Source organism: Mycobacterium sp. Root135, from assembly GCF_001426545.1.
In the GTDB taxonomy this organism is placed as follows: Bacteria; Actinomycetota; Actinomycetes; order Mycobacteriales; family Mycobacteriaceae; genus Mycobacterium.
Genome location: NZ_LMEZ01000009.1, coordinates 277051 through 302998, shown reverse-complemented (window position 1 = coordinate 302998; position 25948 = coordinate 277051). Strand labels below are relative to the sequence as shown.

Sequence of the window (25948 nt, the reverse complement as noted above, 5' to 3'; positions counted from 1 at the left end):
GATTGCCGGTGACGGCCGGGCTTGGGTTTCCCGGTAGCCGCCTTCACCAGGCATTAGGGTGACTGCTGGCACGCGGGGTGCCCAGTTCGTGGCGCAAGGAGACAGCAGATGACCGAGCCGAAATCGCGCGAAGGCACGATGTTTGGCCACTACCGCCTGCTGCGGCTGATCGGCAAGGGCGGGATGGGCGAGGTCTACGAGGCCGAGGACACCGAGAAGGACCGCATCGTGGCCCTGAAGCTGTTGCCCGAGGGCGTTTCTCACGATCCGGTGTTCCGCAAGCGTCTCCAGCGGGAGGCGCACTCGGCTGGCCGCCTTCAGGAGCCGCACGTCGTGCCGATCCACGACTACGGCGAGATCGACGGCGTGCTGTTCGTCGACATGCGAATGATCACCGGGTCCGATCTGCGCAGGCTGCTGCAGAACTTCGGTCCGATCACGCCGGCCCGCGCGGTCGCGATCGTGCGCCAGGTCGCCTCGGCCATCGACGCCGCCCACGCGAGCGGCATCATGCACCGCGACGTCAAGCCCGAGAACATCCTGATCACCGGTGACGACTTCGCCTACCTGGTGGACTTCGGCATCGCCAGCGCCAAGAGCGACGAGAAGCTCACCGAACTCGGCACGGCGGTCGGCACCTACGCCTACATGGCGCCGGAACGCTTCTCGGGTGACGAGGTCACCTCCCGCGCCGACGTCTACGCGCTGGCCTGCGTGCTGTACGAATGCCTCGCCGGCTCACCGCCGTACGCCGGGGACAGCGTCAGCGTCGTCATCACCGGCCACCTCGTGCAACCGATCCCCCGGCCCAGCCTTCAGCGGCCCGGCATTCCGCCGACCTTCGACCAGGTGATTGCCCGCGGTATGGCGAAGAAGCCTGCCGAACGCTTCACCACCGCAGGCGATCTCGCGTCCGCGGCCACCGACGCCTTGACGCTGCGCGACCAGGATCAGGCGGCGTCGATCCTGCAACGCAGCGAGGCCTCGAGACCGGGTGACGTGCCGCCCAGCCAGGGGGCCACGATGGCCGCCCCGCTGCCGCCACCGCCCTACCCGCGCGCGTACGGGGCGACGCCCTTTCCACCGCCGCCGCCCGGCTCCTTCCCGCCACCGCCTCCTCCCCCGTACGGCTATCCCGGCGGTCCGCCACCCCCGCCGCCCGGCGGCCTACCGCCGTGGCAGCAACCACCCCCTGGCCAGAACCCGTTGGGCCGCAGGAAGACTCCGTGGGTTCCGATCGCCGTCGCGGCCGCCGTCGCGGTCCTCGTGCTCGGTGCGATCGGCACGTTCATGCTGACCAGATCCGACACCGCGGACGGACCGACGACCACGACGTCCAAGAAGACATCGACGGCACGCGAGCGGCCGTCGACGTCACGCACTACGGCTCCGAGGACGACCGATGCCGGCGACCCCAGCGGCTTCGACGCCCAGTTGATGGCCCTACTCCCGCCCGGATACCCGACGAGCGTGTGCGAGAAGGCGATTCCGCCTGCGCCGGGTGCGCTGGCGACCGTCGACTGCCGCGAGTCCGCGCAATCGGGCGGCCCCGCCGCCGCGCGGTACTCGATCTTCCCGAACAAGAACTCGCTGAGCCGGCAGTTCGAGTCTTCGATCCAGGAGAACGACGAACTGCAGCGCTGCCCTGGTGCGGACGCCGAGTCGCCGATCACCTGGCACTACCAGGCCAGCCCCGACGTGGTCGCCGGATCGCTGGCCTGCGGCACGTATCAGGGCAACGCCGACATCGTGTGGACGCAGGACGACGACCTGCTGTTGGCCGACATCCAGAGCGGTGACATGAGCGGCCTTCACGATTGGTGGCTGAACTACAGCTGAGCCGCGCTGTTATGTTGCGAGAAACGCAGCGTCGCGAAGGAGAAGTCCATGGCCAAGAGCAAGAACAGGGTTTTCGTCGTCGGGGTGGGGATGACGAAGTTCGAAAAGCCCGGCTCACGGGAGGGGTGGGACTACCCGCAGATGGCCAAGGAGTCGGGCACCAAGGCTCTCGAGGATGCGGGCATCTCCTACGACGCGGTCGAGCAGGGCTACGTCGGATACTGCTCGGGTGACTCGACATCCGGTCAGCGGGCGCTCTACGAACTCGGCATGACTGGCGTCCCGATCGTCAACGTGAACAACAACTGTTCCACCGGCTCGACGGCGCTGTACCTGGCGGCGCAGTCGATCCGCGGCGGTCTCGCCGACTGCGCCATCGCCCTTGGTTTCGAGAAGATGCAACCCGGTTCGCTCGGCGGTGGCGCCCAGGACCGCGAGTCACCGCTCGGCAACCACGTCAAGGCACTCGCGGCGATCGACGAGTTCGCATTCCCGGTGGCGCCGTGGATGTTCGGCGCGGCGGGGCGCGAGCACATGAAGAAGTACGGCAGCACCGCCGAGCACTTCGCGAAGATCGGCTACAAGAACCACAAGCATTCGGTGAACAACCCGTACGCACAGTTTCAGGACGAGTACAGCCTCGACGACATCCTCGGCGCCAGGATGATCTCGGACCCGTTGACCAAGCTGCAGTGCTCGCCGACCTCGGACGGTTCTGGCGCGGCGATCGTGGTGAGTGAGCAGTTCGTGGACGACCACGGGCTCGCGGGCCAGGCCGTGGAGATCGTCGGTCAGTCGATGACGACGGACTTTGCCAGCACGTTCGACGGCAGCGCCGCCAACATCATCGGCCACGACATGAACGTCCAAGCGGCCAAACAGGTTTACGACCAATCCGGGCTCGGCCCCGAGGACTTCCAGGTCATCGAACTGCACGACTGCTTCAGCGCCAACGAGCTGTTGCTGTACGAGGCGCTGGGGTTGTGCGGGGACGGTGAGGCGCCCCGGTTGATCGACGACGGCGACACCACCTACGGCGGCCGCTGGGTGGTCAACCCCTCGGGCGGGCTGATCTCGAAGGGCCACCCCCTCGGCGCGACGGGGTTGGCGCAGTGCGCCGAGCTGACGTGGCAGCTGCGCGGTACCGCCGACAAGCGTCAGGTCGACGGTGTGACCGCCGCCCTTCAGCACAACATAGGGCTCGGCGGGGCCGCCGTCGTCACGGCCTACCAGCGCGCCGAACGCTGATCAGCGTCGAGCGCGCGCTTGTTGTACGTATCGCCCGAGAGGGACCGTCAACAAGCGTGCACTCGGCGAGAGATGCAGGCTAGTCGCGCACCTCGAGCACCTCGTAGACGCCGTCGGCGTGGCGGGCTCGGATGGTCTTCTTGTCGTACTTGCCGACGCTGGTCTTCGGCACCGCGTCGACGAACGTCCAGCGCTCGGGCAGCCACCAGCGAACGACCTTGTCGGCGAGGAACTCTCGCAGCTCGGTTGGCGTCACCTCCGCGCCTTCGTGCAGCACCACCGCCGCCAGTGGACGCTCCTGCCAGCGATCGTCGGGCACGCCGACGACGGCGGCCTCCAGCACGGCGGGGTGCGCGATGAGGTGGTTCTCCAGATCGACCGAGGAGATCCACTCCCCACCGGACTTGATGACGTCCTTGGCGCGGTCGGTAAGGGTGACGTAGGTCAGTGAGTCGATGCGGCCGACGTCGCCGGTGCGCAGCCAGCCACCGGCGAACTTGGAGTCGTCGCGGTTCTGGTAGTAGGAGCCGGTAATCCAGGGGCCGCGGACCTCCAGCTCGCCGACGGCCTTGCCGTCGTTGGGCATCGGCTCGCCGGCGTCGTCGACGATGCGGACCTCGACGCCGCACATCGGCCTGCCCTGGGTGGCGCGAAGCGCCCAGTGTTCCTCGTCGGAGGCGCCGGGCGGCGGCCACGCCATCGTCGCCACCGGCGACGTCTCCGTCATCCCCCACAACTGCCGGATTTGGACGTCGAACTTCGCCTCGAACGCCTTCATCAGCGACACCGGCACCGCCGACCCGCCGCACGACACCAGCCGCAGTGACGAGATGTCGTGTCCCGGTGAGTTTTCCAACCGATGCATGACGTCGTTCCAAATCGTCGGCACGGCGCCCGCCACCGTGGGCCGTTGCGTCTCGATGACGTCGACGACCGACGTCGCATCCAGGAAGCGGTCGGTGAGCACCAGGTCGGCGCCTGCCATCAGCGCGGCGTAGGGCAACCCCCAGGCGTTGGCGTGGAACATCGGCACGATTGGCAGCACCGAGTCCTCCGCGCCGATACCCAAGGTGTTCGCCGAGCACGTGCTCATGGCGTGCAGGTAACTCGAACGGTGGCTGTAGACAACGCCTTTCGGGTTTCCCGTCGTCCCGCTGGTGTAACACATCGCGGCTGCGTCGGTCTCGACGATCGCCGGCCAGTCGAACTCGGGTGACTGCATGGCCAACACCTCGTCGAAGCGCACCACGGCCGGACCCGAGCCCATCAGCTCGTCGACGTCGCCGTCACCGACCACGACGACGGTGTGCACGGTGTTCAACAAGGGCAGCACCGGCGCCAGCTGCGCGGTCAGCGAGACGTCGGCGATGATCACCTTGTCCTCGGCCTCGTTGGCGATGAAGGCGATCTGTTCGGGCGAGAGCCTGATGTTGAGCGTGTGCAGCACCGCACCCATCGACGGCACCGCCAGGTACGCGGCCAAGTGCTCGGCGTTGTTCCACATGAACGTGCCGACCCGTTCGTCGCCGGTGACGCCGATCTCGCGCAGCGCGTTGGCCAGCCGGCCGACCTGTTCGCCGAGCTCGCGGTACGTGACGGACCGGTAGCGGCCCTCCCCCATCGCGGTGGTCACGGTGCGGTCGCCGTTGACCTCGCAGGCGTACCGCATGATCGTGGTGACGGTCAGGGGAACGTCCTGCATCGTGCTCTGCATGCGAAATCTCCCGGTGTCGGCCGCGAGTGGAACGAAATGCCCCCGCACGGCGATGTATGGGTGAAGGATTTCCTCCAAAGATAGGGGGCGCAGATGCGTCCATCATTGATTCTTTCCACATTCGTCACTTGTGCCGCAGTAGCCACCACCTCGCTCGTCGCACCGGCGGTCGCCAGTGCCGACCAGACCGCCCAGGAGACGATCAACCAGTTGCAGTCCGAAGGCTTCACGGTCAACGTCGACCGCGTCGGCAGCGGGCGGATCGAGAACTGCGTCGTCACCGGCGTGCGCAACCCGCAGTCCCAGACCCGCAACGTCCGGGACTACTACGGTCCGCGCGATGCGAACGGCGACCGCAAGTACCGGATCGTCGAGGTCGTCGTCAGCCGGTCGATCTCGGTGTCGCTGGACTGCAGCAAGTGATCAGTGGATGATTGCCAGCAACCTGACAGGAAGGCGCCTCATGCGCACGAAGTGGACGATCGCCGCGGCAGCAATCGGAGTGTGCGGGGCCGCGTTGGCACCGGCGGTGCTGGCGAGCGCCGAGACCGCGCAGGAGACCATCAGCAAGCTCCAGTCCGAGGGCTACACCGTCACGATCGACAAGCTGGGTACAGCACCGATCTCGCAGTGCCAGGTCACCAGCGTGCGTAACCCGCAGAGCACCTCGCAGCTCGTTCCCTTCGTCGGCCCCGGCAACAACGGCGACCGCATCCTGGTGCAGCAGCAGACCAGCCAGACCATCTCGGTGTCGCTGGACTGCACGCGCTGACCCCACGCACACATGGAAGAGCCCGGTCGGGGAAACCGACCGGGCTCTTCACATGTTGCGCCCTATGCCGGCGTAGGGAGCTTCGCCTGCGCCGGCTCTTCGGCGCTTGAACCGTGATCGTCGACCATCGTCGACTCGTTGAACGGGTCCTTGCCACTGAGCACTCGCTCGACCTGTTCGCTGTCGATCGTCTTGGTCCAGGAACCGACCAGCATCGTCGCGACGGCGTTGCCGGAGAAGTTGGTCACCGCGCGAGCCTCGGACATGAACCGGTCGATGCCGACGATGAGGCCGACGCCGTCGAGCAGGTCGGGGCGATGACTCTGCAGACCGCCGGCCAGCGTGGCCAGCCCGGCGCCGCTGACGCCCGCTGCGCCCTTGCTGGCGACGATCATGAACACCAGCAGGGAGATCTGCTCACCCAGCGCCAGGGGCTTGCCCATGGCGTCGGCGACGAACAGCGACGCCATCGTGAGGTAGATGGCCGTGCCGTCGAGGTTGAACGAGTAGCCGGTCGGGACGACGACGCCGACGGTCGTCTTCTCGACGCCGAGGTGCTCCATCTTGGCGATCAGGCGCGGCAGGGCCGACTCGGACGACGAGGTCGCGAAGATCAGCAGGTACTCGCGGGCCAGGTAGCGGACCAGTCGGAAGATCGACACCCCGGCGACGGCGCGGAGGATCACGCCGAGCACGCCGAACACGAAGATGATGCAGGTGACGTAGAAGCCGAGCATCAGCGTCAGCAACTGGGTGACGGCGCTCCAGCCGGTCTGGCCGACGACGTTGGCGATGGCGCCGAAGGCACCGATCGGGGCCAACCACAGGATCATCGCCAGGACCTTGAACACCAGCTTCTGGACGGCTTCGATACCGCGCAGGACGCCTTCGCCTGCGGTACCCATCGACTGCAGCGCGAAGCCGACGAGCAGGGCGACGAACAGTGCCTGCAGCACGTTGCCCTCGGTCAGCGACGAGAACAGCGACGTCGGGATGATGCCCTGGACGAACTCCATGAGGCCACCCGCCTTCTCGGCGGTCTCGGCCAGCGCAGTGCCCTTGCTGGACGTCGACTCGATGTTGAGGCCGGTGCCCGGGCTCAGCAGGTTGCCGACGACCAGGCCGATGGCCAGGGCGACCGTCGACATGGCGAGGAAGTAGACGAATGCCAGACCGCCGACCTTGCCGACGGTGGCGGCGGCCCGCACCTTGCCGATGCCGAGCACGATGGTGCAGAAGATGACCGGGACGATCATCATCTTGATCAGGCTGACGAACATCGTGCCGAGCACGCCGACGCTCTTGCCTACGTCTGGTGCGAGGATGCCGACGGCGACGCCTGCGACGACGGCGACGATCACGGCGATGTACAGCCAGTGCGTGCGATCACGCTTCTTGGGTGGAGAGGAGGTGTCGACTTGGTCGGTCATGGCGGGGGCTCCTTGGTGCGGTCGGCCTGGGTCTGCGAGTTGGTTCGAAAGCGATTTGTAAGGATCATGTTCCCTCACGTGACCCAGGTCACGCTTTAGTTCATTGTGTTCACCTCGAAACGGTCCGGAGATCAGATGCGCCAATGGTGGCCGCGTTCGTTGGCCGGCCAGGCGATCGCGCTCCAGATCGGGGTGATCGCCGTGGTCGTGCTGGTGGGCAGCGTCCTGGCCCTTCTCGACGCCCGGCGCGACGGCGACTCCGCTGCCCGTCAGCAGGTGGTGAGCATCGCGACGGCGCTGGCCGATTCGCCGTCGACCGCGCAGGCGATCGAGTCCGGCCGCGCGACGCAGATCCTGCAACCGGTGACCGAGGCGGTGCGGACGAATACGGAGATCGCGTTCATCACGATCATGTCGACCGACGGAACCCGGTTCACCCACACCGACCCCAGCCAGATCGGGGGCCACTATCTGGGCACCATCGAGCCTGCGGTGCGCGGCGAGACGTTTAGCGAGGTGTACACGGGCACCCTCGGTCCGTCGATTCGGGCCGTGGCGCCGGTGCGCGACTCGTCGAACCGGGTGATCGGCCTGGTGTCGGCGGGCATCACGCAGCAGACGTTGGCTCAGCGGTGGCGTGACCAGTGGCCGATGATCGCCGGTGTCGGGAGCGGGGCACTTCTTCTGTCGATGACCGGGGTCTGGGCGATTCGGCGACGCCTTCTGCGCCAGACCCACGGCCTGCGGCCCGACGAGCTGCGGGTGATGTACGAGCACCACGACGCGATCCTGCATTCGGTGTCCGAGGGGCTCGTGGTGCTCGACCGCGACCGGGTGATGTTGGTCAACGACGAGGCGCGCCGCCTGCTCGGGTTGTCCCCGGGGCGGGTGACGCAGGCGGATCTGCCGGAGTTCTTGCGGGCGTATGCGCCGGGCGCCCGCGACGAAGTGCACGTCACCGACGACCGGGTGCTGGTCGTCAACCGGTCTCGGGTCGCCGACTCCGCGCATTCGGAGGTGGTGACGGTGCGCGACCGCACCGAGTTGCAGGGTGCCCTGGGCGAATTGAGCTCGCTTCAGATCCTCACGGATTCACTGCGCGCCCAAGCTCACGAGGCGGCCAACAAGCTGCACACCGTGATCACGATGGTCGAGATGGGCAAGCCCGACGACGCCGTCCGCTTCGCCACCGAGGAGCTGGCCCTGTCGCAGCGCCTGGTGGACCGGCTGTCGCACGACGTTGGCGAGCCTGCCCTGGTGGCCCTGTTGCTCGGCAAGACCGCCCAAGCCGACGAGCGAGGCATCGCGCTGACGATCACCGAGGACACCCACCTTCCCGCGGATACCGACGTGCCGCTGTCGGCGCAGGAGATGATCACCGTGCTCGGCAATCTGATCGACAATGCGATGGACGCGTGCGACCGTGACGATCCCTGGGTGGAGGTGACTATTTCACTAGGCGCGGCGGAGCTGGGGGAACCCGAGCTGTTGATGCGCGTGGCCGACAGTGGAAGTGGCATGTCGGGCGAGGCGTTCGAGCGGGCGATGCAACGCGGCTATTCGACGAAGAGCGACACCGAGCCGGGGCAACACGGACTGGGTCTGGCCCTTGTTGCGCAGGTGGTGCGGCGCCACGGTGGAACGCTGACAGCCGACGTCACCTACGGCTCGGTCGTCACGGTGCTCGTTCCCGGGGGCGGCTCGTGATCTCGGTGATGATCGTCGAGGACGACCTCCTCATCGCCGAGGCGCATCGCACGTATCTGTCACGCCTTGACGGCTTTTCGGCGGTGGCGGTGGTGCACACGGCCCGCGACGCCATGCAGACCGCGGCTGCTGCGGCGGCGACCGACTCACCCGTCGACCTGGTGCTGTTGGATCTTGGGCTGCCCGATGCCAGCGGCATCAGCCTGGCGTCGGCGCTGGCCGGTCTGCGTCCCGCCCCGGACATCATCGCGATCACCTCGGAACGCGACCTCGAGATGGTGCGCGCCGCGGTGGCCCACGGAGCGCTCGCCTATTTGTTGAAACCGTTCACGTTCGCGGCCTTTCGTGACCGGCTCGAGCGCTACCGGCGTTACCGTTCCGCGCTGCCAGCGGGGGTCGACGCGGCTAGTCAGGAAGAGGTCGACCGCGCGATGGCCGAATTGCGGGTTGCCACCGACAAGTCCGTGGCACCGAAGGGCGCGGCCCCGCAGACCAACGACGACATCGCGCGCGCGGTTCGAGACGACACCAACGGAGCAACGGCCGATGAGGTCGCCAAAAGGGTTGGCGTGTCACGCGTTACGGCGTGGCGCTATCTCGAACGGCTCGCCGACGAGGGCACTGTGACACGCACGACGGACTACGGCGGCGCAGGCCGGCCGAAGACCCGCTATCAGTGGCGCTAGCGGCGGCGGGTGATCTGGGCCCATTCAGCCAACTGTCCGGTCTTGATTCAGCGACGACGGTTCCTCACTCGGGAGGCGGCTTCCAGGTCGTCACGTCCTGGTCGATGTCACCGGCCAGTTCCTCGATGAGCGCGAGGAAGTGTCTGGCCAAAGGTCCGACGAGACGTAATCGTGCGCTCTCCAATCTGGCCAGCTCGTCCTCCGTCGGCGCAGAATCACGCACCTTCGGACGCTCGGTGGCGACGATCCGATCGCCATGCGCCCGACCAGCAGCGTCGAGTTCGGTCAGCAAGGTGCGAAGCTCGCGTGCATTTGCTCGAAGTCGGGCCTGGTCCACTGGAATGCCTCCCGCATTGGTGATCCGATCCTAAATCGAAATCACACCCGCGGTCAGGACATTCCTCAGCGAGACGATGGTCGACGAGGCCGGCCTAAGACCCGTTACCAGTGGCGCCTAGCCAGCAGGCTGGAGCTCGCGCGGCGCGGGCACCGCGAGCGCAGAGGCGAACTGCGAGTACAGCATCGGCGTCGAGGCTGCGACGGTGTAGACGGTGAGGCAGGAGTCGTAGTCGGCCACGTACAGCCGATCGCCGCCAAGGGCGATGGACGACGGGCGCGCACCGACCGCCACTTCGGCGACGATCGCACGCTTGTCGGTGTCGACGACCGCGACGTGGTCGTAGTCGACGACGTAGGCGCGCGTGCCGTCCGCGCTGAGAACCAGCTGCGTGGGAGTCGCGGCGACCGCGACGTCCGCGGTGATCTTGTTGTTGACGAGGTCGACGACATACAGGACGCCGCCGTCGGCGATGTCAGAGGTCAGGACGTATCCGACGCCGTCCATGCCGAGGGCAAGCCCGCGGATGGGTGCGCCAACCTCCAAAGTGCGTCGTACGCGCGAGGTTTCGACGTCAATGGTGATCAGGCGGCTGCTGCGGGAGTCCGTGACGCCGACGTACAGCCGACGGCCCGTGGCGTCGAGGCACATCGCGTCGATCGTGGCGTCCGCGGCCTTGGCGACGTAGATGGTGCCGACACGCTCGGCGGCGACGTCGAGAACGGCGACGTCGACGCCCTCTTCCCCGGACCGACCCGCGTAGACGCGCTTTCCGTCGGCGCTGGTCACCATGGCCGTCACGTTGAAGGACAGCGGGTATTCCTTGACGACCTCGCCGCTGACGGTGTCGATCACGGCGATGGCGTCGTAACTCGCCGACGACACGGCCGCGAATGCGCGGTCGCCGACCACCGTGACGGTGGTGGGCTGGCCGGCGAACACGCCGCCGTGCACGGCGAGGGTGTCGGAGTCGAGGACGGCGATCGAGTCGTCGCCGAAGTTGGTGGTCACGACGGTGTCTCCGTCGACCGCGATGTCGGAGATCGGGCCGCGCCCGACCGTCGTCGACTTCAGCAGGGCGACGTCCTGATTTTCCACGGTGACGCTGTTCGAGCGCGCACTAGCATTAGCCATGTCTTCGGCACCTCCGCCGGCATCACGTGGGGCCGGCAATAGATTGACGCTCCCAACGGGAACGTGGTCGCACTCGATTGTAGCGACGGAACATGCGGTTCCCAGGAGACGCAACGGGGCCTTCGGTGGCGCCTTCGGGATCCTCTCAGGACATGCTTAAGAAACCTGATGTTATCCAATTGTTATCTTTGATCTGCAACGTAGAAGTTGGCCTCCACCTGCACATTTGACGTCAGGGCAATCGGATGCCGAACAGCCCGAGCAGTCGCTCAGGTCACGGGTTCTTAGCTTTCGTTCCGAAAGTGAGCGGCAGATCACATCCGACACGACCAGCAAATTCGTCGCCGTACTGGGCGCGACGGGCGCACGTGGCTCGTGAGGCCAATGTGGCCGCCGTGGGCGTGGCACGGAACGAAGAGAATAACCGCGTCCCGCTCGGCGTTACACCAGAAGGCTCGGTCCGTCGGCGTTTCATCCCCGAGGTCGACGGACCGGCCACTCGAATCCACTGCGGCAGTGCATTTCTCAGCCCTGCACGACGACGTTGGACATGCCCGAGTTGTCTATGACCGGCGTGCCCGACAGGTACGTCACCCGATTCTCCATCCCCGAGGCGCTGATCTGCACCGATCCTTCGACGGTCACCTCATTCTTCACACCCGACACCGAGACGTTGGCGCACTGCCCGGTGATCACGACGGTGTTGTCGACCCCGCTGATGTTCACCACGTTGCCGTTACAGGCGATCGTCTTGAACTCGCCCACTCCCGACACGTTGACGACGTCCCCGGGCGCTGGCGGCACGACGGAGGTGATGGTCGGTGCGGGTGGGCGGTTTCCGCCGCTCCGACTCGGTTGCACGTCGAACGGCCCGCCGCCACCGGGGACCAATGGCTCGGCCGACGGGCTGGCGTCGAACGACTCGACGACGGAGCTCACGGTGGACAGCGCGTTCACCAAGAACGACACGGCGCCGCCGATGATGGCCACGACCACCACCGCCATCACCACGTAGAGGATCCAGCCGCGATTGCCACCGCCGGTCGACGTTGTAATCGTCGGCGGGTACGGGGTCCCGTATGGCTGGTGCTGGGCGGTGTAGTTCGGGGCGCCGTACAGCGGAGCGGTGTAGTTCGGCGGGGGCGGCCAGTGGCCAGCGTCGGCCGTCGGTTGACCGCCGGCGCCCGTCGTGTCGTATGAGCTGTGCGTCAGCTCTGAGGCCTGCTCGCTCAAGGACCGTTCCAGGTCCCGGATGCGCGCCTCCGGGTCGTCTTGCGAGCTCATGCGCCGATGCTCGCACACCGTTGGCACCGGCGGCGTGGTGTCGACGGGATCGCCCGGCCGCGGCGACCGCTGGTAGCCGCTGACTCTCACCAGCGAGGATTTCGGTCGTGGCGACCAGTGACGGTGGTCGTCGACGATGGATCGATGAATCAGATTGTGGCCGAACGCAGCACGGCCGGATGGGTGCATGCCGCGAGGGGTGCGGCGGCGTTGGGGGCGGCGATGGGAATCGGGCGTTTCGCGTTCACGCCCATCCTGCCGATGATGACCGCGGGAGCCGGGCTGACTGCCGAGGCGGGCGCCACTCTGGCCACCGCCAACTACGTCGGATACCTCGCAGGAGCGGTGGCCGCCACGCTGTCACCACGCCTGGCGCGTTCTCCGGCGGTTCTGCGGTGGTCCCTCGTCGCGGTGGTGGTGACACTTCTCGTAATGCCGTTGTCGGACAATCCGATTCACTGGGCACTCGCTCGACTGGTGGCGGGTTTCGCCAGCGCGCTGGTGTTCGTCACCGCGGTCAACCTGATGACCGATCGCCTGCGCAACCACTCCCCCCACCTGGCCGGCTGGGGATTCAGCGGCGTCGGTGTCGGAATCGCCGCATCGGGTTTCCTGGTGTTGTTGCTCCCCGAGGGTGTGGGCTGGCGTGGCGCCTGGTGGACGATGGCGGTGTTGGCCGCGGTCCTCGCCGGTGGCGCCTGGTCCCGACACCGCCATCCCGGCGCCGTCGCGGTCGCCACGGATCGGAGTCCGTCGCCGAGACGCAAGACCGGACGGTGGTTCGCCGCGCTCCTGGTCTGCTACACCCTGGAGGGCGTCGGCTACATCGTGGCGGGCACCTTTCTCGTCGCGGCCATCGAGCAGAGTTCCCCCGGCTGGCTTGGCAAGAGCGCCTGGATCGTGGTCGGGCTGGCGGCCGCGCCGTCGGCCGCCCTGTGGGCGTGGCTCGGCAAGCGGGTCTCCCACCCGGACCTGCTGACCGCGGCGCTCGCACTACAGGCCGCTGGCATCGCGCTTCCCGCCGTTGCGCCCGGCCCGGTTGCCGCGCTCGTCGGCGCAATCCTGTTCGGCGTCACGTTCATCGGAGTCAGCACCATCGCGCTGGCCGCAGGCGCGCACCTCGGCGTTCCGCGGGCGGTCGCCCTGTTGACCGCGGGGTACTCGGTCGGCCAGATCGTCGGCCCACTCCTCGTCGCACCCCTGCTGCACCGCGGTTTCCACACCGTCCTTCTCGTCGGCGCCGGCGTGGTCGCCTGCGCTGCCGCAACGGCCGTCATCTTGCGGGCCGGCTATCCGGAGCTCGAATTCGACTGAGGCGCATGGGGATCGGTCGTCGGAACCCACGACCCGTCGTCGCCAAGCCCGGGGACACTCACCCGGGTCGTCAGCACGTCGACGACTGCGCGCACCGTCTGGTCGACCTCGCCGCGGCGCGAGACCAGCGACCACGTCCAATACGGCGCAGGGCTCACGACGGGACGCGCGACCAGTCCGGCGGGCAGCACCTCACCCTGCCCCTTCGGCGAGTTGAGCAGCGGCCGGCCGAGCCTGCGCACGTGCTCGAAGAACGCGGGCCCGGTGATGCCGCCGTCGTCGACCCGCAGCGCCGTCGCGCCGGTGTCGCGGGCGAACTGCTCGCCGTAGCGATTCGACGACGACCACGTCGCGGTGTCTGCGTCGAGCAGGACGACGACGTCCTTGGCCTCGACCGGCGAGCTGTCCGTACCGGAGGCCACCGCGTACAGCCGGTCGGCTCCGATGAGGCGCGCCTCCAGACCCTGCTCGACGAGGTCCGAGTTCTGCACCCAACAGATCGCCACGTCGAGGCTGCCCTCCGCGACCCTGGCCGCCTGGGCGTGTGACGGCAGCACCCAGGTGTCGAGCCTCAGCCGCGCGACCCCGGCGACCCGTTCGGACAGGTCGGGGGGACACCACTTCACGTAACCAATGCGGACCGGCTCGGTGCGGACGAGACCGCCTGCCTGCCTGCGTAACTCGTCGGCCTGGGCGATCAACGCGCGGGCACCGGGCAGCAGCGCCGCCCCGGCCGGCGTCAGCGTCACCGACCGGCGGTCTCGTTCGAAGAGGCGGACCTTCAGGTCGCGTTCGAGCACCTTGATCTGCTGCGAGAGGGAGGGACCCGCGATGTGGAGGCGCTCGGCTGCGCGGCCGAAGTTGAGTTCCTCGGCCACCGTGACGAAGTAGCGCAGCTGCCTGAGCTCCACAATCGGTGATCGTAATCCAGTGGGAGGCTCCGCCTATCAGCAGCGAGCAAATCGGTCGCGTCGTCGAGAACTTTCATACCTCGCACTGGGCGTTGAATCAGAAGACTCCGACAACCGTTGAATCAGAAGACTCCAAAAAGAAGGATGGGCACTCGTGAACGCAATTCAGAAGGTAGCCATCGTCACCGGCGCATCGCAGGGCATCGGCGCGGGCTTGGTGGCCGCATATCGACGCCTCGGCTACGCGGTTGTGGCCAACTCCAGGACGATCGCCGACGGCGACGACCCCATGGTGCTGGCGGTACCCGGCGACATCGGTCAGCCCGGCGTGGGCGCGGCCGTCGTCGACGCGGCGATCGCGCGATTCGGCCGGGTCGACACCCTGGTCAACAACGCGGGCATCTTCGTCTCGAAGCCCTTCACCGAGTACACCGACGAGGACTACGACGCCGTGATGGGCGTCAACGTGCGCGGCTTCTTCGAAATCTCGCGCGCCGCGGTGCGGGCCATGACGTCCCGGGAGGGCGGCGGCCACCTCGTCACCGTGTCCACCAGCCTGGTCGACCAGGCGAACTCGAAGGTGCCCGCGGCGTTGGCGTCGCTCAGCAAGGGCGGGCTCAACGCGGTCACCAGGGCACTGGCCGTCGAGTACGCGGATCGCGGAATCCGAAGCAACGCCGTAGCATTGGGCATCATCGACACCCCGATGCACGACCCGTCCACCCACGACGCGATGGCGGCCATGCACCCCCTCGGCCGACTCGGCGAGGTCGACGACGTCGTGGACGCGATCATGTACCTGGAAACGGCGTCGTTCGTCACGGGTGAAATCCTGCACGTCGACGGCGGCCAGAGCGCGGGGCACTGACATGACGACGGCAGAGGCGGTCGTGGTCGAGGTGCTCGACCGGTGGAAGGCGGCCATCGAGGCGCGGCGGCCCGACGAGGTCGCGGCACTGTTCGCCGACGACGCGATCTTTCAGGGGCTGCGGCCCTATGCCGTTGGCCGCCAGGGCATCACCGAGTACTACGCCGGGCAGCCGGTGGGGTTGTCGCCGGACTATCGAGTCCTCGAGACCCGTCAGCCCGCACCCGGCGTCGTATTCGGTTACGTCGCGGTCGATTTCACCTTCACCGACCGGGCACCGGTCCCGACGCTCCTAGGCGTGCTGCTCACCAACGTCGACGACCGGTGGCTGATCGCCCACTATCAGGTGAGCCCGGCGCCCGCCGGCTAGTTCGCCTTCAGCAGTCGCTGCGACACCTCGAGCATCACCCGCCGCGGCGTGAACCGGTAGCCGGTGGCCAGAAGGGTGTTCGCCAGCCCGGAGACCACGGTGGGCGTCGACTTGTCGAGCGCGGCCATCGCCACGTCGACGACCTGCTTGGACGTCTGCCTGCCGCTGGTGAGGAACTCCTCGCCGGTGCGGGCGAAGAACTCGGTGTCGGTGGCGCCAGGGCACAGCGCCAACACACGGACGCCGCTGCCCTTGGTCTCCTTCCACAGCGCCTCGGTGAACGAGAGCACGTACGCCTTGGTGGCGCCGTAGACGGCCATCCCCGGGGTCGGCTGGAACGACGCGGTGGACGCGACGTTGAGCACCACGCCGTGGCGGGCCTTGGTCATCGCAGGCAGGTAGATCCCGGTCAGCTCGGTCAGCGTCACGCAGTTCAGGTGGATCTGAGCGGCGTTGGTGGCGACGTCTTGGTCGACGAAGTCACCGTGCAGACCGACACCGGCGTTGTTGACCAGGACGTCGACCCGGCGTCCGAGGTCGGCCACCTTCGAGACGAGCTCGGCGGCGGAGCCGGGTGCGGCCAGGTCGGCGGCGACCACGTCGACCTGCAGGCCGGGATGGGTCTCGCGCAGCCGGTCGCGAAGGGCGGCCAACTTGTCGGCCCGCCGGGCGACCAGGACGAGGTTGACCCCGCGCCTGGCCAGTTGCACCGCGAACTCCTCGCCGATGCCGCCACTGGAGCCGGTGATCAACGCGGTGTCGTTCTTCAGGTCCATGTGAGATCTCCATGCGGGTCTGGGGGCGGAGGGGCTACAGCGATCCTATGGTGGGTATATGACGTCGGGACCTGCTCCGGATTACCCACAGATGGCGGCGGTGCGCGGTCGAACCGAGCCGGCTCCGCGCCGCGTGCGCGGCGTCGTCGGGGGCCACGTGCTGTTCGACACGACCGCGGCGCGCTACGTGTGGGAGGTGCCGTACTACCCGCAGTACTACATCCCGTTGGCAGACGTCGACCTCGACCTGCTGACAGACGAAAACCACTCTCAGCGAGTGCAATTCGGTCCGTCGAAGCTCTACTCGATCACGGGTGGATCGGATGTGAAGCCCGCGGTGCGGATCTTCGACGCCGACGGCGACGGACCGGTGGCGGGATTAGTCCGGTTCGAATGGGACAGCGTCGAGTGGTTCGAAGAGGACGAGAAGATCTTCGGTCACCCCCGCAACCCGTACTCCCGGGTCGACGCCCTGCGCTCGCACCGCCACGTCAGGGTCGAACTGGAGGGCACCCTGCTCGCGGACACGCACAGCCCGGTGCTTCTGTTCGAAACCGGTTTGCCGACGCGGTATTACATCGATCGCACCGACGTGTCGTTCGCCAGCCTGACCCCCAGTGACACCGAGACGTTGTGCCCCTACAAGGGCACCACCTCCGAGTACTGGTCGGTGAACGTGGGCGGGGACGTCCACCCCGACTTGGCCTGGAGCTACCACTACCCACTGCCCGCGGTGTCGGCGATCGCGGGCCTCGTCGCGTTCTACGACGAGAAGGTCGACGTCGTGGTCGACGGCGTGCCTCAGGAGCGCCCGATCACGCACTTCGGATGACGGACGGCCCTCAGAGCCCGGGGATGCCGAGTCCGGACAGGCCGGGCAAGCCCATCTGAGCGCCCTGGCCGAGCCAGTTGCCTCCTGCCAGCGATGCCATCATCGACGGGCAGTACATGGAGATCGCGATGCTGGTGAACAGGTTGGCCATCCCCGGTGACACGCCGTTGGTGCCGCCCATCTGGGAGGCGATGGAGGCGAAGTTTCCGCCCGGCTTGACCAGCATGGGACAGATCGACTGCGCCATGCCCACCGCCATGTTCGGGTCGGCGACCGAGACACCGGAGTTGGTGAGCGCGGACAGGAAGCTGTCGCTCACGGTGTCGGCGCGCGCGGGAGGAGCACTGGCGGCGACCACGATGCCCACGGAGAGGGCCATCGCCATCGACGCCTTCGCCGATACGTCGATCAAGCCGGTGATGACCGTCATGGGTACTCCCTAGGGTTGATCACGAAAGCGAATCACTGCTGTAACTTCTGGAACACTGCTCTACTTCTGTAACATTTAGAACACGACGCGGCCACGGTTTGCACGCGATGCGTTTCGCGTACGGGGTCCACGCGAAGTCGGTGCGACACTGCCCGGCCCGGCTTGCGGCCTCCCAGAAGACGCCAATCCGGTTCGTGCGCAACGACATCCACGCCCATCGCGTGTGAGCCACGCCGCACCCTGGCCAACGGCCTCACCGGCAGTGCGACACGGCGGCCGGAAACCGACCCGCGATCTCCAGGCGATCTCCACACAACCTCCAAGCACCGAGGTACCGCCGCCAAGCACCATTCATTCGAGTCACGAAGCACCCCACATCGGAAAGTCTCCGATGTGACACGAACGAAAGGAGCGGTCATGCGTACCGCATCGATCATCACCGCCGCCGCCAGCATTGCAGCCGCCGCAGCCATCGGAACCCTTGCGCTGCCGCCCATCTCGGCCAACGCCGCCGACTCGGCGATCGTCACCATCGGTCAACTCAAGGCCCAGGGCTTCGACGTGCGGGTCGACCGCATTGGCAGCGCGCCCCTGTCCCAGTGCGACGTCACCGACGTCCGCAACCCACAGGAGCGCACCGAGTTCGTCCGCGTCGACCGGTTCGGCGGCCGGGACCGCGTCGTCCCCATCGTGGTCGCCAGGACCGTCACGGTGTCGCTGGACTGCTCGTCCCGCTAGCGTTCGAAGTGGGTCCCAAACGAAGGAGTGCACGTGCGCGTTGGAGTGGTGTTTCCCCAGACCGAGCTCGGCGGGGATCCCGGAGCGGTCCGCGCGTACGGCCAGCGCGTCGAAGAACTCGGGTTCACCCACCTGCTGGCCTATGACCACGTGGTGGGCGCCGACCCCGAGGTCCACGCCGGTTGGAACGAGCCGTACGACATCCGCACCACGTTCCACGAGCCGCTGGTGATGTTCGGCTTCCTCGCCGCGATCACCACGTCCCTGGAGCTGGTCACCGGCGTCGTCATCCTGCCGCAGCGCCAGACCGCGCTGGTGGCCAAACAAGCCGCCGAGGTCGACCTGCTCAGCGGCGGACGTCTGCGACTCGGTGTCGGAATAGGTTGGAACGCCGTCGAATACGAAGCACTCGGCCAGGACTTCGGCACCAGGGGCAAGAGATCCGCCGAGCAGATCGAGCTGCTCCGTCGCCTCTGGACCGAGCAGTCGGTCACCTTCAGCGGGACGTTCGACACGGTCACCGGTGCCGGCCTCGCCCCGATGCCGGTACAACGGCCCATCCCGATCTGGATCGGCGCCGCGTCGGCCGCCGGATACCGCAGGGCAGGCCGGCTCGCCGACGGCTGGTTCCCGATGATGTCACCGGGTCCACAGCTCGACGAGGCGCTCGCCGAGATCGAACGGGGTGCCACGGCCGCGGGCCGCGATCCCGCGTCCATCGGCATGGAGGCGCGCGTCAGATGGACCGGCGACCTCGACGCCGTCGCCGGGAAGATCACGGCCTGGTCGCACGCGGGCGCGTCGCACCTGTCGGTCGACACGATGGGCTCGGGCCTGGCGCACGTCGACGACCACCTCGAGGTGCTGGCCAGGGTCGCCGAGGCGCTGTAGCCGGGCGCGGTTGCGCGCCCTCGGCAGGTCCCGCGGCTAGGCTCGGGACGTCATGACGAGACGTTTCGTACCGTGGATTCTGCTCTGCGCCCTCCTGTTCGGCTCGACCGGATGTTCGCTGTTCTCCGACCCCAGCCCGCAAGACGCCTTTCGCGCGTTTGCCGAGGCACTGGGTCGCAAGGACGCCGCTGCCGCCGGTGCGGTCACCGACGACCAGACCGCCGCGACCGCCGCGATCACCTCGATGTTCAACGGCATGGCCAAGGACGCCACGCTGAAGATCGACACGAGCCAGCCCGGCGACGACGACAAGACGGCGACGTTGAACTACTCGTGGTCGTTCGGAAAGGACAAGGCCTTCGACTATGCCGCCACGGCGACCGCCACCCAGGCCGGTGACGACTGGCGGGTGCACTGGGACACGACGGTGCTCAACCCCAAGCTCAAACCGGGGATGACGTTCCAGTACAGCGACGACAAGAACATCCTCACCCCGGTCACCGATCGGGACGGACAACCGTTGCTGACGTGGCAGACGATCGGCGTGGTCAACCTGACGCGCCAACATCTCGACTCCGCCGCCCCGCTGGCGAACGTCTTGCACCCCTTCGACGACACCATCACCGCGGAATCCGTCGCCGCCCAGTTCTCCGCGACGACCGACGACGTCGTGACTGTGGTCAAGCTGCGCCAGGACGACCTCGCGACCGTGAACGACCAACTCACCCAGATTCCCGGCGTGTCCGTCGTCGAGCAGGGCGCGCTTCTCACCGCCAACCGCGACGTCTACTCACCGGCGGTCGACGGTCTGCACGAGCTGTGGCAGAAGGCAATTGACGACTCGGCGGGATGGTCGGTGACGCTGGTCTCCACCGAGGGGCCGAACAAGGGCCAGCCGACCGAACAACTGGCCTCGACGCCGCCCCGCGACACCCCGCCGCTGCGCACGACACTCGACATCAGATTGCAGTTGCTGGCCCAGCAGGCGGTGGCCAAGGAGGCGCGGCCCACCGTTCTGGTGGCCATCTCGCCGTCGACCGGCGGCATCTTGGCCGCGGCGCAAAACGCCGCAGCCAGCGCGCAGGGGCCGATCGCGTTCTCGGGCGCCTACCCGCCCGGGTCGACGTTCAAGACCATCACCACGGCGGCGGCCCTGCAGGCGGGCCTCGCGGAGCCCGGCACCCCGGAGGCCTGCCCCGGCACGGTGACCGTCGAGAACCGCACCATCCCGAACGAAGACGAATTCGACCTGGGCACCGTCCCGCTGTCGACGGCGTTCGCGAAGTCCTGTAACACCACGATGGCGGCGCTTGCCGACCAGCTGCCCGCCGACGCGCTCCCGAAGATGGCGCGGCTCTTCGGCATTGGCGTGGACTTCGTCGTCCCCGGCCTCACCACCATCACCGGAAACGTGCCCAACGCCGACACCCCCGCACAGAAGGTCGAGAACGGGATCGGCCAGGGCACCGTCACGGTGAGCCCGTTCGGCTTGGCGGTCGCCGAGGCCAGCCTCGGGCACGGCTCGACCATCACGCCCACGCTCGTCGTCGGCGAGACCACGACTGCCGACACACCGTCGCAACCCATCCCCGGTCCCGTCGTCGACGACCTGCGCGAGATGATGCGCCAGACCGTGGCGGACGGCACGGCGACGACGCTGCAGGACGTTCCCGGGCTCGGCGGCAAGACCGGGACCGCCGAATTCGGCGACAACACCCATTCGCACGGCTGGTTCGCGGGCATCGCCGGCGACATCGCGTTCGCAACGCTGGTGGTCGGCGGCGACACGTCCACCCCCGCCGTGGCGGTGTCCGGGGACTTCCTTCGTCCCGCCGTGACCGGCTGACGTCGTGCCCATCGACCCGAGGCGGCGCCGTGCGCTGTGGATCGCCGTAATCGTCGCCGCCGTCGTCGGTCTGATCGTCGCCGTGTTGCCGGCGTGGGGTTCACTCGCGGGCGACACCCGGGCCGAGGAGCCCGTCGCGATCGAGGGTGCCCAGGTGGGCGGCTCGGATCCCGGCAGCTTGCTCAGCGCGACGACGATGCCCAAGTTCCTCGAGGCCACTAGCCGTCCCGACCTCAAGGCGGCACGGGTGGTCTACCGGTCGACCAACGGCGACACCGGTGCCCAGACGACGGTCTCCGGGTCGGTCTTCGTCCCCGACGGTGAACCCCCACCGGGCGGCTGGCCGGTCGTCGCGCTGGCCCACGGCACGACGGGACTCGACGAGGAATGCGCGCCGTCACTCACCAAGGACCTGTGGGGCCTGTCCGATCCTGTGCTCAACTATCTGAAGAGCGGCTACGCCGTCGCCATGACGGACTACCAGGGCCTCGGCGAGGACGGTGGGCATCCGTACATGGACTCGAAGACCGCCGGTCTCAACGTGATCGACTCCGTCCGCGCACTGCGCCACGCCTTCACCGGCATCTCCGACCGGTGGCTGGCGTTCGGCGGCTCCCAGGGTGGCGGCGCGGCGTGGGCCGCCGACGAACTGGCCGCGTCCTATGCACCCGAGCTCGATCTGGTTGGCGCCGTTGCCAACTCACCGGCGTCGGACGTCAGCGGCATAGTGGCCAAGGCCCAGGCCGATCAGTTGAGCGCCGACCAGATGCCGTTGTTCCTGACCATCGTCGAGTCGGTGGCCCGGCTGCACCCCGACGTCGAGCGCGGCGACTTCCGCTCGGGAGCGGCGGCGAGCTACTGGGTGCCGCTGCTGTCGTGCAACCCGGAGACCAGCACCTACCGCGCCGCGCAGAAGAAACGCCTGACCCCAGCCGAATTCGCGCCACGCACCAACGCCGCCGCGGACGGTCTTCGCGCCGTGCTCGCCGGATGGGCGCTGCCGCATGGCCCGTTGTCGGCGCCGATGTCGGTGGTCTACGGCGCCGACGACACCTTCGTCGACGCCACCTGGACCACCGACGCCATTGCCAAGCAATGCGCACTCGGGGGCGTGCTGCAGTGGGACCTCCAGCCGGGCAAGGGCCACGGTGACGTCGACATCGCCGGTCAATTCACTTGGCTGGCGGACAGATTCGCAGGCAAGCCGGTGGTCAACCAGTGCCCGTGACGCGTGGCGTGACACCCAGGCGGAGCCGTCCACCCGCAGGATCGCGCCGGTGACGTAGGACGCCCGATCGCTGAGGAGCCGGTTCGGCAGTATCGTCCGAGTATGGCCATGCCCCTGACGCCCCTGACGATCATGTTCTGGCCGGAGTCGGCCTACGGTCCGACGAACCAGTGCATCGGCCTGGCGGCCATCCTGCGCGACCGCGGCCATACGATCGTCTTCGCGGCGGAGAGCTCGTGGGCTGGCAAGCTGGCGCCGCTGGGATTCGTCGAGGAGCTCGTCGACCTGGCCGAGCCCGAGCCGGCAACCGACGGTGACGCCGACGCCGGCAAGTTCTGGACCGACTTCATCGCCGAGACGGCGCCGGAGTTCCGCAAGCCGACGGTCGAACAGCTCGAGTCGTTCGTCGCGCCGACCTATCAGGCGCTGATCGACGGTGCGAAGTACTGCGAGCCGCGGTTGCGCGAGATCATCGCCACGCACCGCCCCGACGTGGTCGTCGAGGACAACGTCGTGCTCTTCCCCGCGCTGGTGACCTCGGGGGCGCCGTTCGTGCGGATCGTGTCGTGCAGTCCGCTGGAGGTGCCGGGTCCTGATGTCCCGCCACCGTTTTCGGGGCTGCCGAGTGACGACCCGTCCACGTGGCAGGCCTACCGCGCCGAGTTCGACCGGACCCATCGCGCCATGTGGGCGGACTTCGACGCCTGGGTCCGGGCCCAAGGCGCCGAGCCGCTGCCCGAGCTGGAGTTCATGCCACGCGCCAACGCCGCCAACCTGTACGTCTACCCCACCGAAGTCGACTACCGCGATGCCCGGCCGCTGGACGAGAGCTGGACCCGGATGGACTCCAGTGTGCGGGAGACCGACGACGAGTACGAGGTGCCCGCCGAGGTCGCGGACCGGCCCGAGGACAGCGCCCTGATCTACCTGTCCCTCGGCTCCCTCGGCGGGGCCGACGTAGACCTGATGCGTCGGCTGGTCGCGGTCCTCGGCACGACCCGGCACCGCTTCATCGTCAGCAAGGGACCGCAGGCCGACCAGATCACGTTGCCCGACAACATGGTCGGCGCCCAGATGCTGCCGCAGACCAAGGTCATCCCCCAGGTCGACCTGGTGATCTCCCACGGCGGCAACAACACCACCACCGAGGCGCTGCACTTCGGCAAGCCGCTGATCGTGCTTCCGCTGTTCTGGGATCAGTACGAAAACGCCCAGCGCGTCGACGAACTCGGGTTCGGGGTGCGGCTGGACACCTACTCGTTCGCCGACGCCGAGCTGACCGACGCCGTCGACCGCCTGCTGGCCGACACCGACCTGCGCGCCCGGCTCGACGAGATCGGTGCCGCGATCCGCGGCCGCGACGGGCTACGGGTGGGCGCCGACGTCATCGAGGAGGTCGGTGCGCGCCACCGAGACTCGGGTGCCTGAGTTCCTGGACGCATTGCCACTCTCCGAGGGCCGCCGTCTCGCGGTGGTCGACGACGGCAGCGGTCTCGCGGCGATCCCGCAGGTGCTCGACGCCGACGGACGGTGGCGCCGGGCTCAGCCGGGCGACGGCGCCGCGTCGGCCCTGCTCGACGTACTCGCTGCGGGACCGACTGCGCGCGATGACTTCACGGTGCGGTCCTGGTCGACGCGCACGGCCACCGGTGAGCGGTCCGTCGGGGTCGACCAGACCAACGAGTCGGTGATCGTCGGCGACGTCGCCGTGGTCAAGTGGGCGACCCACCTTCAGGAGGGCCCGCACCCCGCGCCGTCGCGGATCGAGGTGCTCCGCGCGGCCGGCTTCGACGGCATGCCGACGCCGTGGGGCGTGCTGACCTGGCGAACGCCGGCCGGCGCCGACACCGTGGTGGCCTACGTCGACGACTACCTTCCCGATGCCGTCGACGGCTGGACGTGGGCGGTCGACCTGGTCACCGCGGCGGTGCGCGACGGCGACCCCGGCGGGTTCTCCTCCGCAGCTGCCGACGTGGGCACCGTCGTCGCCGAACTCCACGCGGCGCTGTCGACGACGGCGACCGTCGCGTCGGCCGCCGATGCCGCGCGGTGGCGCGCCGACGCGATGGACACCCTCGACACCGTGGTCCGGCTCGGTCACCCCGGCGTCGTCGCCCGGCGCGGCGAGGTCGAGGTGTTGCTGAGCGGTCTCGGCGAGCTGGCGGGGACGCCGGTCCTCGAGGGACATGGCGACCTGCACGTCGGCCAAGTGCTCTGCAGCCGTGGCCGTTTCGTAGTCACCGACTTCGACGGCAACCCGGTGCTGACCGCGCCGGAGCGGATGCTGCCGATCCCCGCGGCGCTCGACGTCGCCGGGATGACGCAGTCGCTGGCGCACACCGCGATCGTCGCCGCGAAGTACGCCACCCTTGACCCTGCGGCCCTGGCCGCGGTGTCGGCCGCCGGTCGCACCGCGTTCCTGACCGCCTACACCCGCCGGCTCGACGCGCTCGGGCACGCGGACCTCTTCGACCCGGCTCCGCTTGGCGCGTTTCGCGCGCAGCAGGTGCTCCGTGAGATCGTCTACGCCGCACGTCATCTCCCCCGCTGGATGTACGTTCCCGATGCGGCGCTGCCCGCACTCCTCGACGAAGGGACCCCCACGTGAAGCCCGACGGATTCGCCGCCGACCTCCGGCGCAAGCCCGAGGTGCTCGGCCGCCTCGCCGCCACGCTGGCGGCGCGCAACCCGTGGGCGGCGGTGGTGCCGAAGAACGTCGACCGGGTGGTGCTGCTCGGCATGGGCTCCTCGGCGTACGCGGGCGGGGTGGCCGCCGCGCGGATGCGGGCCAAGGGGCTGACGGTGACCTCGGAGTTGGCGTCGTCAAAGCTGCTTCCGGATTGGGGCGCAGGCACTCTCGTCGTCGCCACCTCAGCCAGCGGCGGATCGGTCGAGACGCTCGACGCCCTCGGCCGCCTCCCCGCCGCCGCGCACACGATCGCCCTGACCAACACCCCGGGGTCGGCGATCACCGAACGCTGCCGCGACGTCGTCGAGCTGGCAGCCGAGCCCGAGGTGGGCGGGGTCGCCTGCCGCAGCTACCAGCACACCCTGGCGCTGCTACTGGCGCTCGAATGCCATCTCGCCGGGACCGACACCGCCGCGTTGGCGGCAGCGGTGGCCGCGGCGGCCGAGGCTTCCGACCACCTCCTGGCCACCGAATCCGATTGGCGGCCGCAGGTTTCCGAGCTCCTGCTCGGCCCGACGGGCACCCATTTCGCGGCGCCCGCGCACCGATTCTGTTCGGCCCAGCAGGCGGCCCTCATGCTCCGCGAGGGCCCCCGCCTGGCGGCCGTCGGATGCGAGACCGGGGACTGGAGTCACGTCGACGTGTACCTGACGAAGACCACCGACTACCGGCTGGCGGTCTTCGCGGGCTCGGCGTGGGAGGCCCAGCTGGCCGAGTGGACGACCGCCCGCGGCAGCACCGTCGTCGGCATCGGTGGCGACGTCCCTGGGGCCGGGTACCACCTGCGCTATCCGGGCGACACCGACGACGACGTCCGCCTGCTCACCGAGGTGCTGGTGGCCGAACTGGTCGCCGCCGCGGCGTGGCAGGGCTGAGAGCTTCCGCCGAGATCTGCGCGAGGGCT

General features: G+C 68.3%; 25 protein-coding genes. 17 read left to right on the top strand and 8 right to left on the bottom strand.

What is annotated here, in order from left to right:
- Positions 1 to 108 precede the first annotated feature (108 nt).
- Together ASD37_RS27135 and ASD37_RS27130 are read left to right on the top strand one after the other, a co-directional pair.
- Positions 109 to 1839 (top strand): serine/threonine-protein kinase, encoded by a 1731-nt coding sequence (locus tag ASD37_RS27135; RefSeq protein WP_056559129.1) that lies wholly within the window; start codon positions 109 to 111, stop codon positions 1837 to 1839.
- Positions 1840 to 1887: 48 nt separating this feature from the next.
- Positions 1888 to 3087, top strand: coding sequence for a lipid-transfer protein (locus tag ASD37_RS27130; protein WP_056559126.1), 1200 nt, complete (start codon positions 1888 to 1890; stop codon positions 3085 to 3087).
- Between the two features lie 79 nt (positions 3088 to 3166).
- Here the strand turns inward: ASD37_RS27130 and ASD37_RS27125 are convergent, their stop codons facing one another.
- Complete coding sequence (locus ASD37_RS27125; RefSeq protein ID WP_056559123.1) at positions 3167 to 4801, bottom strand: long-chain fatty acid--CoA ligase; 1635 nt, start codon at positions 4799 to 4801, stop codon at positions 3167 to 3169.
- A 93-nt stretch (positions 4802 to 4894) separates the two neighbouring features.
- Between ASD37_RS27125 and ASD37_RS27120 the strand changes: the two genes are divergently transcribed.
- Both ASD37_RS27120 and ASD37_RS27115 read left to right on the top strand, forming a co-directional pair.
- A complete protein-coding gene (locus tag ASD37_RS27120) occupies positions 4895 to 5224 on the top strand; it encodes a hypothetical protein (protein ID WP_056559120.1) in 330 nt (109 codons plus the stop codon).
- 40 nt (positions 5225 to 5264) lie between these two features.
- Positions 5265 to 5573, top strand: a complete 309-nt coding sequence (locus ASD37_RS27115) for a hypothetical protein (RefSeq protein ID WP_056559117.1) — start codon at positions 5265 to 5267, stop codon at positions 5571 to 5573.
- Positions 5574 to 5635: 62 nt separating this feature from the next.
- On the opposite strand, the gene ASD37_RS27110 is transcribed toward ASD37_RS27115, so the two are convergent.
- Positions 5636 to 7003: a cation:dicarboxylate symporter family transporter gene (locus ASD37_RS27110; RefSeq protein ID WP_056559114.1), complete on the bottom strand. Its 1368-nt coding sequence runs from the start codon at positions 7001 to 7003 to the stop codon at positions 5636 to 5638.
- A gap of 135 nt (positions 7004 to 7138) precedes the next feature.
- On the opposite strand from ASD37_RS27110, the gene ASD37_RS27105 reads away from it, so the two are divergent.
- Both ASD37_RS27105 and ASD37_RS27100 read left to right on the top strand, forming a co-directional pair.
- Positions 7139 to 8710, top strand: coding sequence for a sensor histidine kinase (locus ASD37_RS27105; protein ID WP_056559112.1), 1572 nt, complete (start codon positions 7139 to 7141; stop codon positions 8708 to 8710).
- Entirely contained in the window at positions 8707 to 9396 is a 690-nt protein-coding gene (locus ASD37_RS27100; RefSeq protein ID WP_200960008.1) for a response regulator, read from the top strand. Before ASD37_RS27105 ends, ASD37_RS27100 begins: the two co-directional genes overlap by 4 nt.
- Positions 9397 to 9460: 64 nt before the next feature.
- Here the strand turns inward: ASD37_RS27100 and ASD37_RS27095 are convergent, their stop codons facing one another.
- The 3 genes from ASD37_RS27095 to ASD37_RS27085 all read right to left on the bottom strand — a co-directional run bounded on the left by ASD37_RS27095 (position 9461) and on the right by ASD37_RS27085 (position 12151).
- A complete protein-coding gene (locus ASD37_RS27095; protein ID WP_156721131.1) occupies positions 9461 to 9688 on the bottom strand; it encodes a hypothetical protein in 228 nt (75 codons plus the stop codon).
- 162 nt (positions 9689 to 9850) lie between these two features.
- Complete coding sequence (locus ASD37_RS27090) at positions 9851 to 10867, bottom strand: YncE family protein (RefSeq protein ID WP_156721130.1); 1017 nt, start codon at positions 10865 to 10867, stop codon at positions 9851 to 9853.
- 525 nt (positions 10868 to 11392) lie between these two features.
- A complete protein-coding gene (locus tag ASD37_RS27085) occupies positions 11393 to 12151 on the bottom strand; it encodes a DUF3060 domain-containing protein (RefSeq protein ID WP_162253322.1) in 759 nt (252 codons plus the stop codon).
- 144 nt (positions 12152 to 12295) lie between these two features.
- Between ASD37_RS27085 and ASD37_RS27080 the strand changes: the two genes are divergently transcribed.
- Entirely contained in the window at positions 12296 to 13465 is a 1170-nt protein-coding gene (locus ASD37_RS27080; protein WP_200960007.1) for a YbfB/YjiJ family MFS transporter, read from the top strand.
- Here ASD37_RS27080 and ASD37_RS27075 read toward each other — a convergent pair.
- Positions 13441 to 14376 (bottom strand): LysR family transcriptional regulator, encoded by a 936-nt coding sequence (locus ASD37_RS27075; RefSeq protein ID WP_056559094.1) that lies wholly within the window; start codon positions 14374 to 14376, stop codon positions 13441 to 13443. The genes ASD37_RS27080 and ASD37_RS27075 overlap by 25 nt on opposite strands.
- A gap of 154 nt (positions 14377 to 14530) precedes the next feature.
- Between ASD37_RS27075 and ASD37_RS27070 the strand changes: the two genes are divergently transcribed.
- A complete protein-coding gene (locus ASD37_RS27070; protein ID WP_056559091.1) occupies positions 14531 to 15244 on the top strand; it encodes an SDR family NAD(P)-dependent oxidoreductase in 714 nt (237 codons plus the stop codon).
- A gap of 1 nt (position 15245) precedes the next feature.
- Entirely contained in the window at positions 15246 to 15614 is a 369-nt protein-coding gene (locus ASD37_RS27065; RefSeq protein ID WP_056559087.1) for an SgcJ/EcaC family oxidoreductase, read from the top strand.
- On the opposite strand, the gene ASD37_RS27060 is transcribed toward ASD37_RS27065, so the two are convergent.
- Entirely contained in the window at positions 15611 to 16390 is a 780-nt protein-coding gene (locus ASD37_RS27060; RefSeq protein ID WP_056559084.1) for an SDR family oxidoreductase, read from the bottom strand. The genes ASD37_RS27065 and ASD37_RS27060 overlap by 4 nt on opposite strands.
- A 58-nt stretch (positions 16391 to 16448) precedes the next feature.
- Here ASD37_RS27060 and ASD37_RS27055 point away from each other — a divergent pair, with 58 nt between their 5' ends.
- Complete coding sequence (locus tag ASD37_RS27055; protein WP_056559080.1) at positions 16449 to 17222, top strand: DUF427 domain-containing protein; 774 nt, start codon at positions 16449 to 16451, stop codon at positions 17220 to 17222.
- 10 nt (positions 17223 to 17232) lie between these two features.
- Here the strand turns inward: ASD37_RS27055 and ASD37_RS27050 are convergent, their stop codons facing one another.
- Positions 17233 to 17652 carry a DUF732 domain-containing protein gene (locus ASD37_RS27050; protein WP_235568571.1) on the bottom strand — a complete coding sequence of 140 codons (420 nt, stop codon included), beginning with the start codon at positions 17650 to 17652 and terminating at the stop codon, positions 17233 to 17235.
- A 417-nt stretch (positions 17653 to 18069) separates the two neighbouring features.
- On the opposite strand from ASD37_RS27050, the gene ASD37_RS27045 reads away from it, so the two are divergent.
- The 7 genes from ASD37_RS27045 (at position 18070) to ASD37_RS27015 (ending at position 25919) form a co-directional block, all read left to right on the top strand.
- Positions 18070 to 18390 (top strand): hypothetical protein, encoded by a 321-nt coding sequence (locus tag ASD37_RS27045; protein WP_056559077.1) that lies wholly within the window; start codon positions 18070 to 18072, stop codon positions 18388 to 18390.
- A 33-nt stretch (positions 18391 to 18423) separates the two neighbouring features.
- The gene (locus ASD37_RS27040) at positions 18424 to 19281 is read left to right on the top strand and encodes an LLM class F420-dependent oxidoreductase (RefSeq protein WP_056559979.1); all 858 of its coding nucleotides are present in this window, start codon (positions 18424 to 18426) and stop codon (positions 19279 to 19281) included.
- 52 nt (positions 19282 to 19333) lie between these two features.
- On the top strand, positions 19334 to 21127 hold the full coding sequence (locus ASD37_RS27035) for a penicillin-binding transpeptidase domain-containing protein (RefSeq protein WP_056559075.1): 1794 nt from the start codon (positions 19334 to 19336) through the stop codon (positions 21125 to 21127).
- Between the two features lie 4 nt (positions 21128 to 21131).
- Positions 21132 to 22355: a lipase family protein gene (locus tag ASD37_RS27030; protein WP_235568570.1), complete on the top strand. Its 1224-nt coding sequence runs from the start codon at positions 21132 to 21134 to the stop codon at positions 22353 to 22355.
- A gap of 102 nt (positions 22356 to 22457) precedes the next feature.
- Entirely contained in the window at positions 22458 to 23783 is a 1326-nt protein-coding gene (locus tag ASD37_RS27025) for a glycosyltransferase (protein ID WP_235568569.1), read from the top strand.
- A complete protein-coding gene (locus ASD37_RS27020; RefSeq protein ID WP_235568568.1) occupies positions 23755 to 24963 on the top strand; it encodes a glucosamine kinase in 1209 nt (402 codons plus the stop codon). The genes ASD37_RS27025 and ASD37_RS27020 overlap by 29 nt, the downstream gene beginning before the upstream one ends.
- The gene (locus tag ASD37_RS27015) at positions 24960 to 25919 is read left to right on the top strand and encodes an SIS domain-containing protein (protein ID WP_056559072.1); all 960 of its coding nucleotides are present in this window, start codon (positions 24960 to 24962) and stop codon (positions 25917 to 25919) included. The genes ASD37_RS27020 and ASD37_RS27015 overlap by 4 nt, the downstream gene beginning before the upstream one ends.
- Positions 25920 to 25948 lie beyond the last annotated feature (29 nt).

Coding starts and splice junctions, on each gene's coding strand:
- ASD37_RS27135 (WP_056559129.1), top strand. CDS start 109: ATGACCGAGCCGAAATCGCGCGAAGGCACGATGTTTGGCCACTACCGC.
- ASD37_RS27130 (WP_056559126.1), top strand. CDS start 1,888: ATGGCCAAGAGCAAGAACAGGGTTTTCGTCGTCGGGGTGGGGATGACG.
- ASD37_RS27125 (WP_056559123.1), bottom strand. CDS start 4,801: ATGCAGAGCACGATGCAGGACGTTCCCCTGACCGTCACCACGATCATG.
- ASD37_RS27120 (WP_056559120.1), top strand. CDS start 4,895: ATGCGTCCATCATTGATTCTTTCCACATTCGTCACTTGTGCCGCAGTA.
- ASD37_RS27115 (WP_056559117.1), top strand. CDS start 5,265: ATGCGCACGAAGTGGACGATCGCCGCGGCAGCAATCGGAGTGTGCGGG.
- ASD37_RS27110 (WP_056559114.1), bottom strand. CDS start 7,003: ATGACCGACCAAGTCGACACCTCCTCTCCACCCAAGAAGCGTGATCGC.
- ASD37_RS27105 (WP_056559112.1), top strand. CDS start 7,139: ATGCGCCAATGGTGGCCGCGTTCGTTGGCCGGCCAGGCGATCGCGCTC.
- ASD37_RS27090 (WP_156721130.1), bottom strand. CDS start 10,867: ATGGCTAATGCTAGTGCGCGCTCGAACAGCGTCACCGTGGAAAATCAG.
- ASD37_RS27085 (WP_162253322.1), bottom strand. CDS start 12,151: ATGAGCTCGCAAGACGACCCGGAGGCGCGCATCCGGGACCTGGAACGG.
- ASD37_RS27080 (WP_200960007.1), top strand. CDS start 12,296: ATGAATCAGATTGTGGCCGAACGCAGCACGGCCGGATGGGTGCATGCC.
- ASD37_RS27065 (WP_056559087.1), top strand. CDS start 15,246: ATGACGACGGCAGAGGCGGTCGTGGTCGAGGTGCTCGACCGGTGGAAG.
- ASD37_RS27060 (WP_056559084.1), bottom strand. CDS start 16,390: ATGGACCTGAAGAACGACACCGCGTTGATCACCGGCTCCAGTGGCGGC.
- ASD37_RS27055 (WP_056559080.1), top strand. CDS start 16,449: ATGACGTCGGGACCTGCTCCGGATTACCCACAGATGGCGGCGGTGCGC.
- ASD37_RS27050 (WP_235568571.1), bottom strand. CDS start 17,652: ATGACGGTCATCACCGGCTTGATCGACGTATCGGCGAAGGCGTCGATG.
- ASD37_RS27045 (WP_056559077.1), top strand. CDS start 18,070: ATGCGTACCGCATCGATCATCACCGCCGCCGCCAGCATTGCAGCCGCC.
- ASD37_RS27035 (WP_056559075.1), top strand. CDS start 19,334: ATGACGAGACGTTTCGTACCGTGGATTCTGCTCTGCGCCCTCCTGTTC.
- ASD37_RS27025 (WP_235568569.1), top strand. CDS start 22,458: ATGGCCATGCCCCTGACGCCCCTGACGATCATGTTCTGGCCGGAGTCG.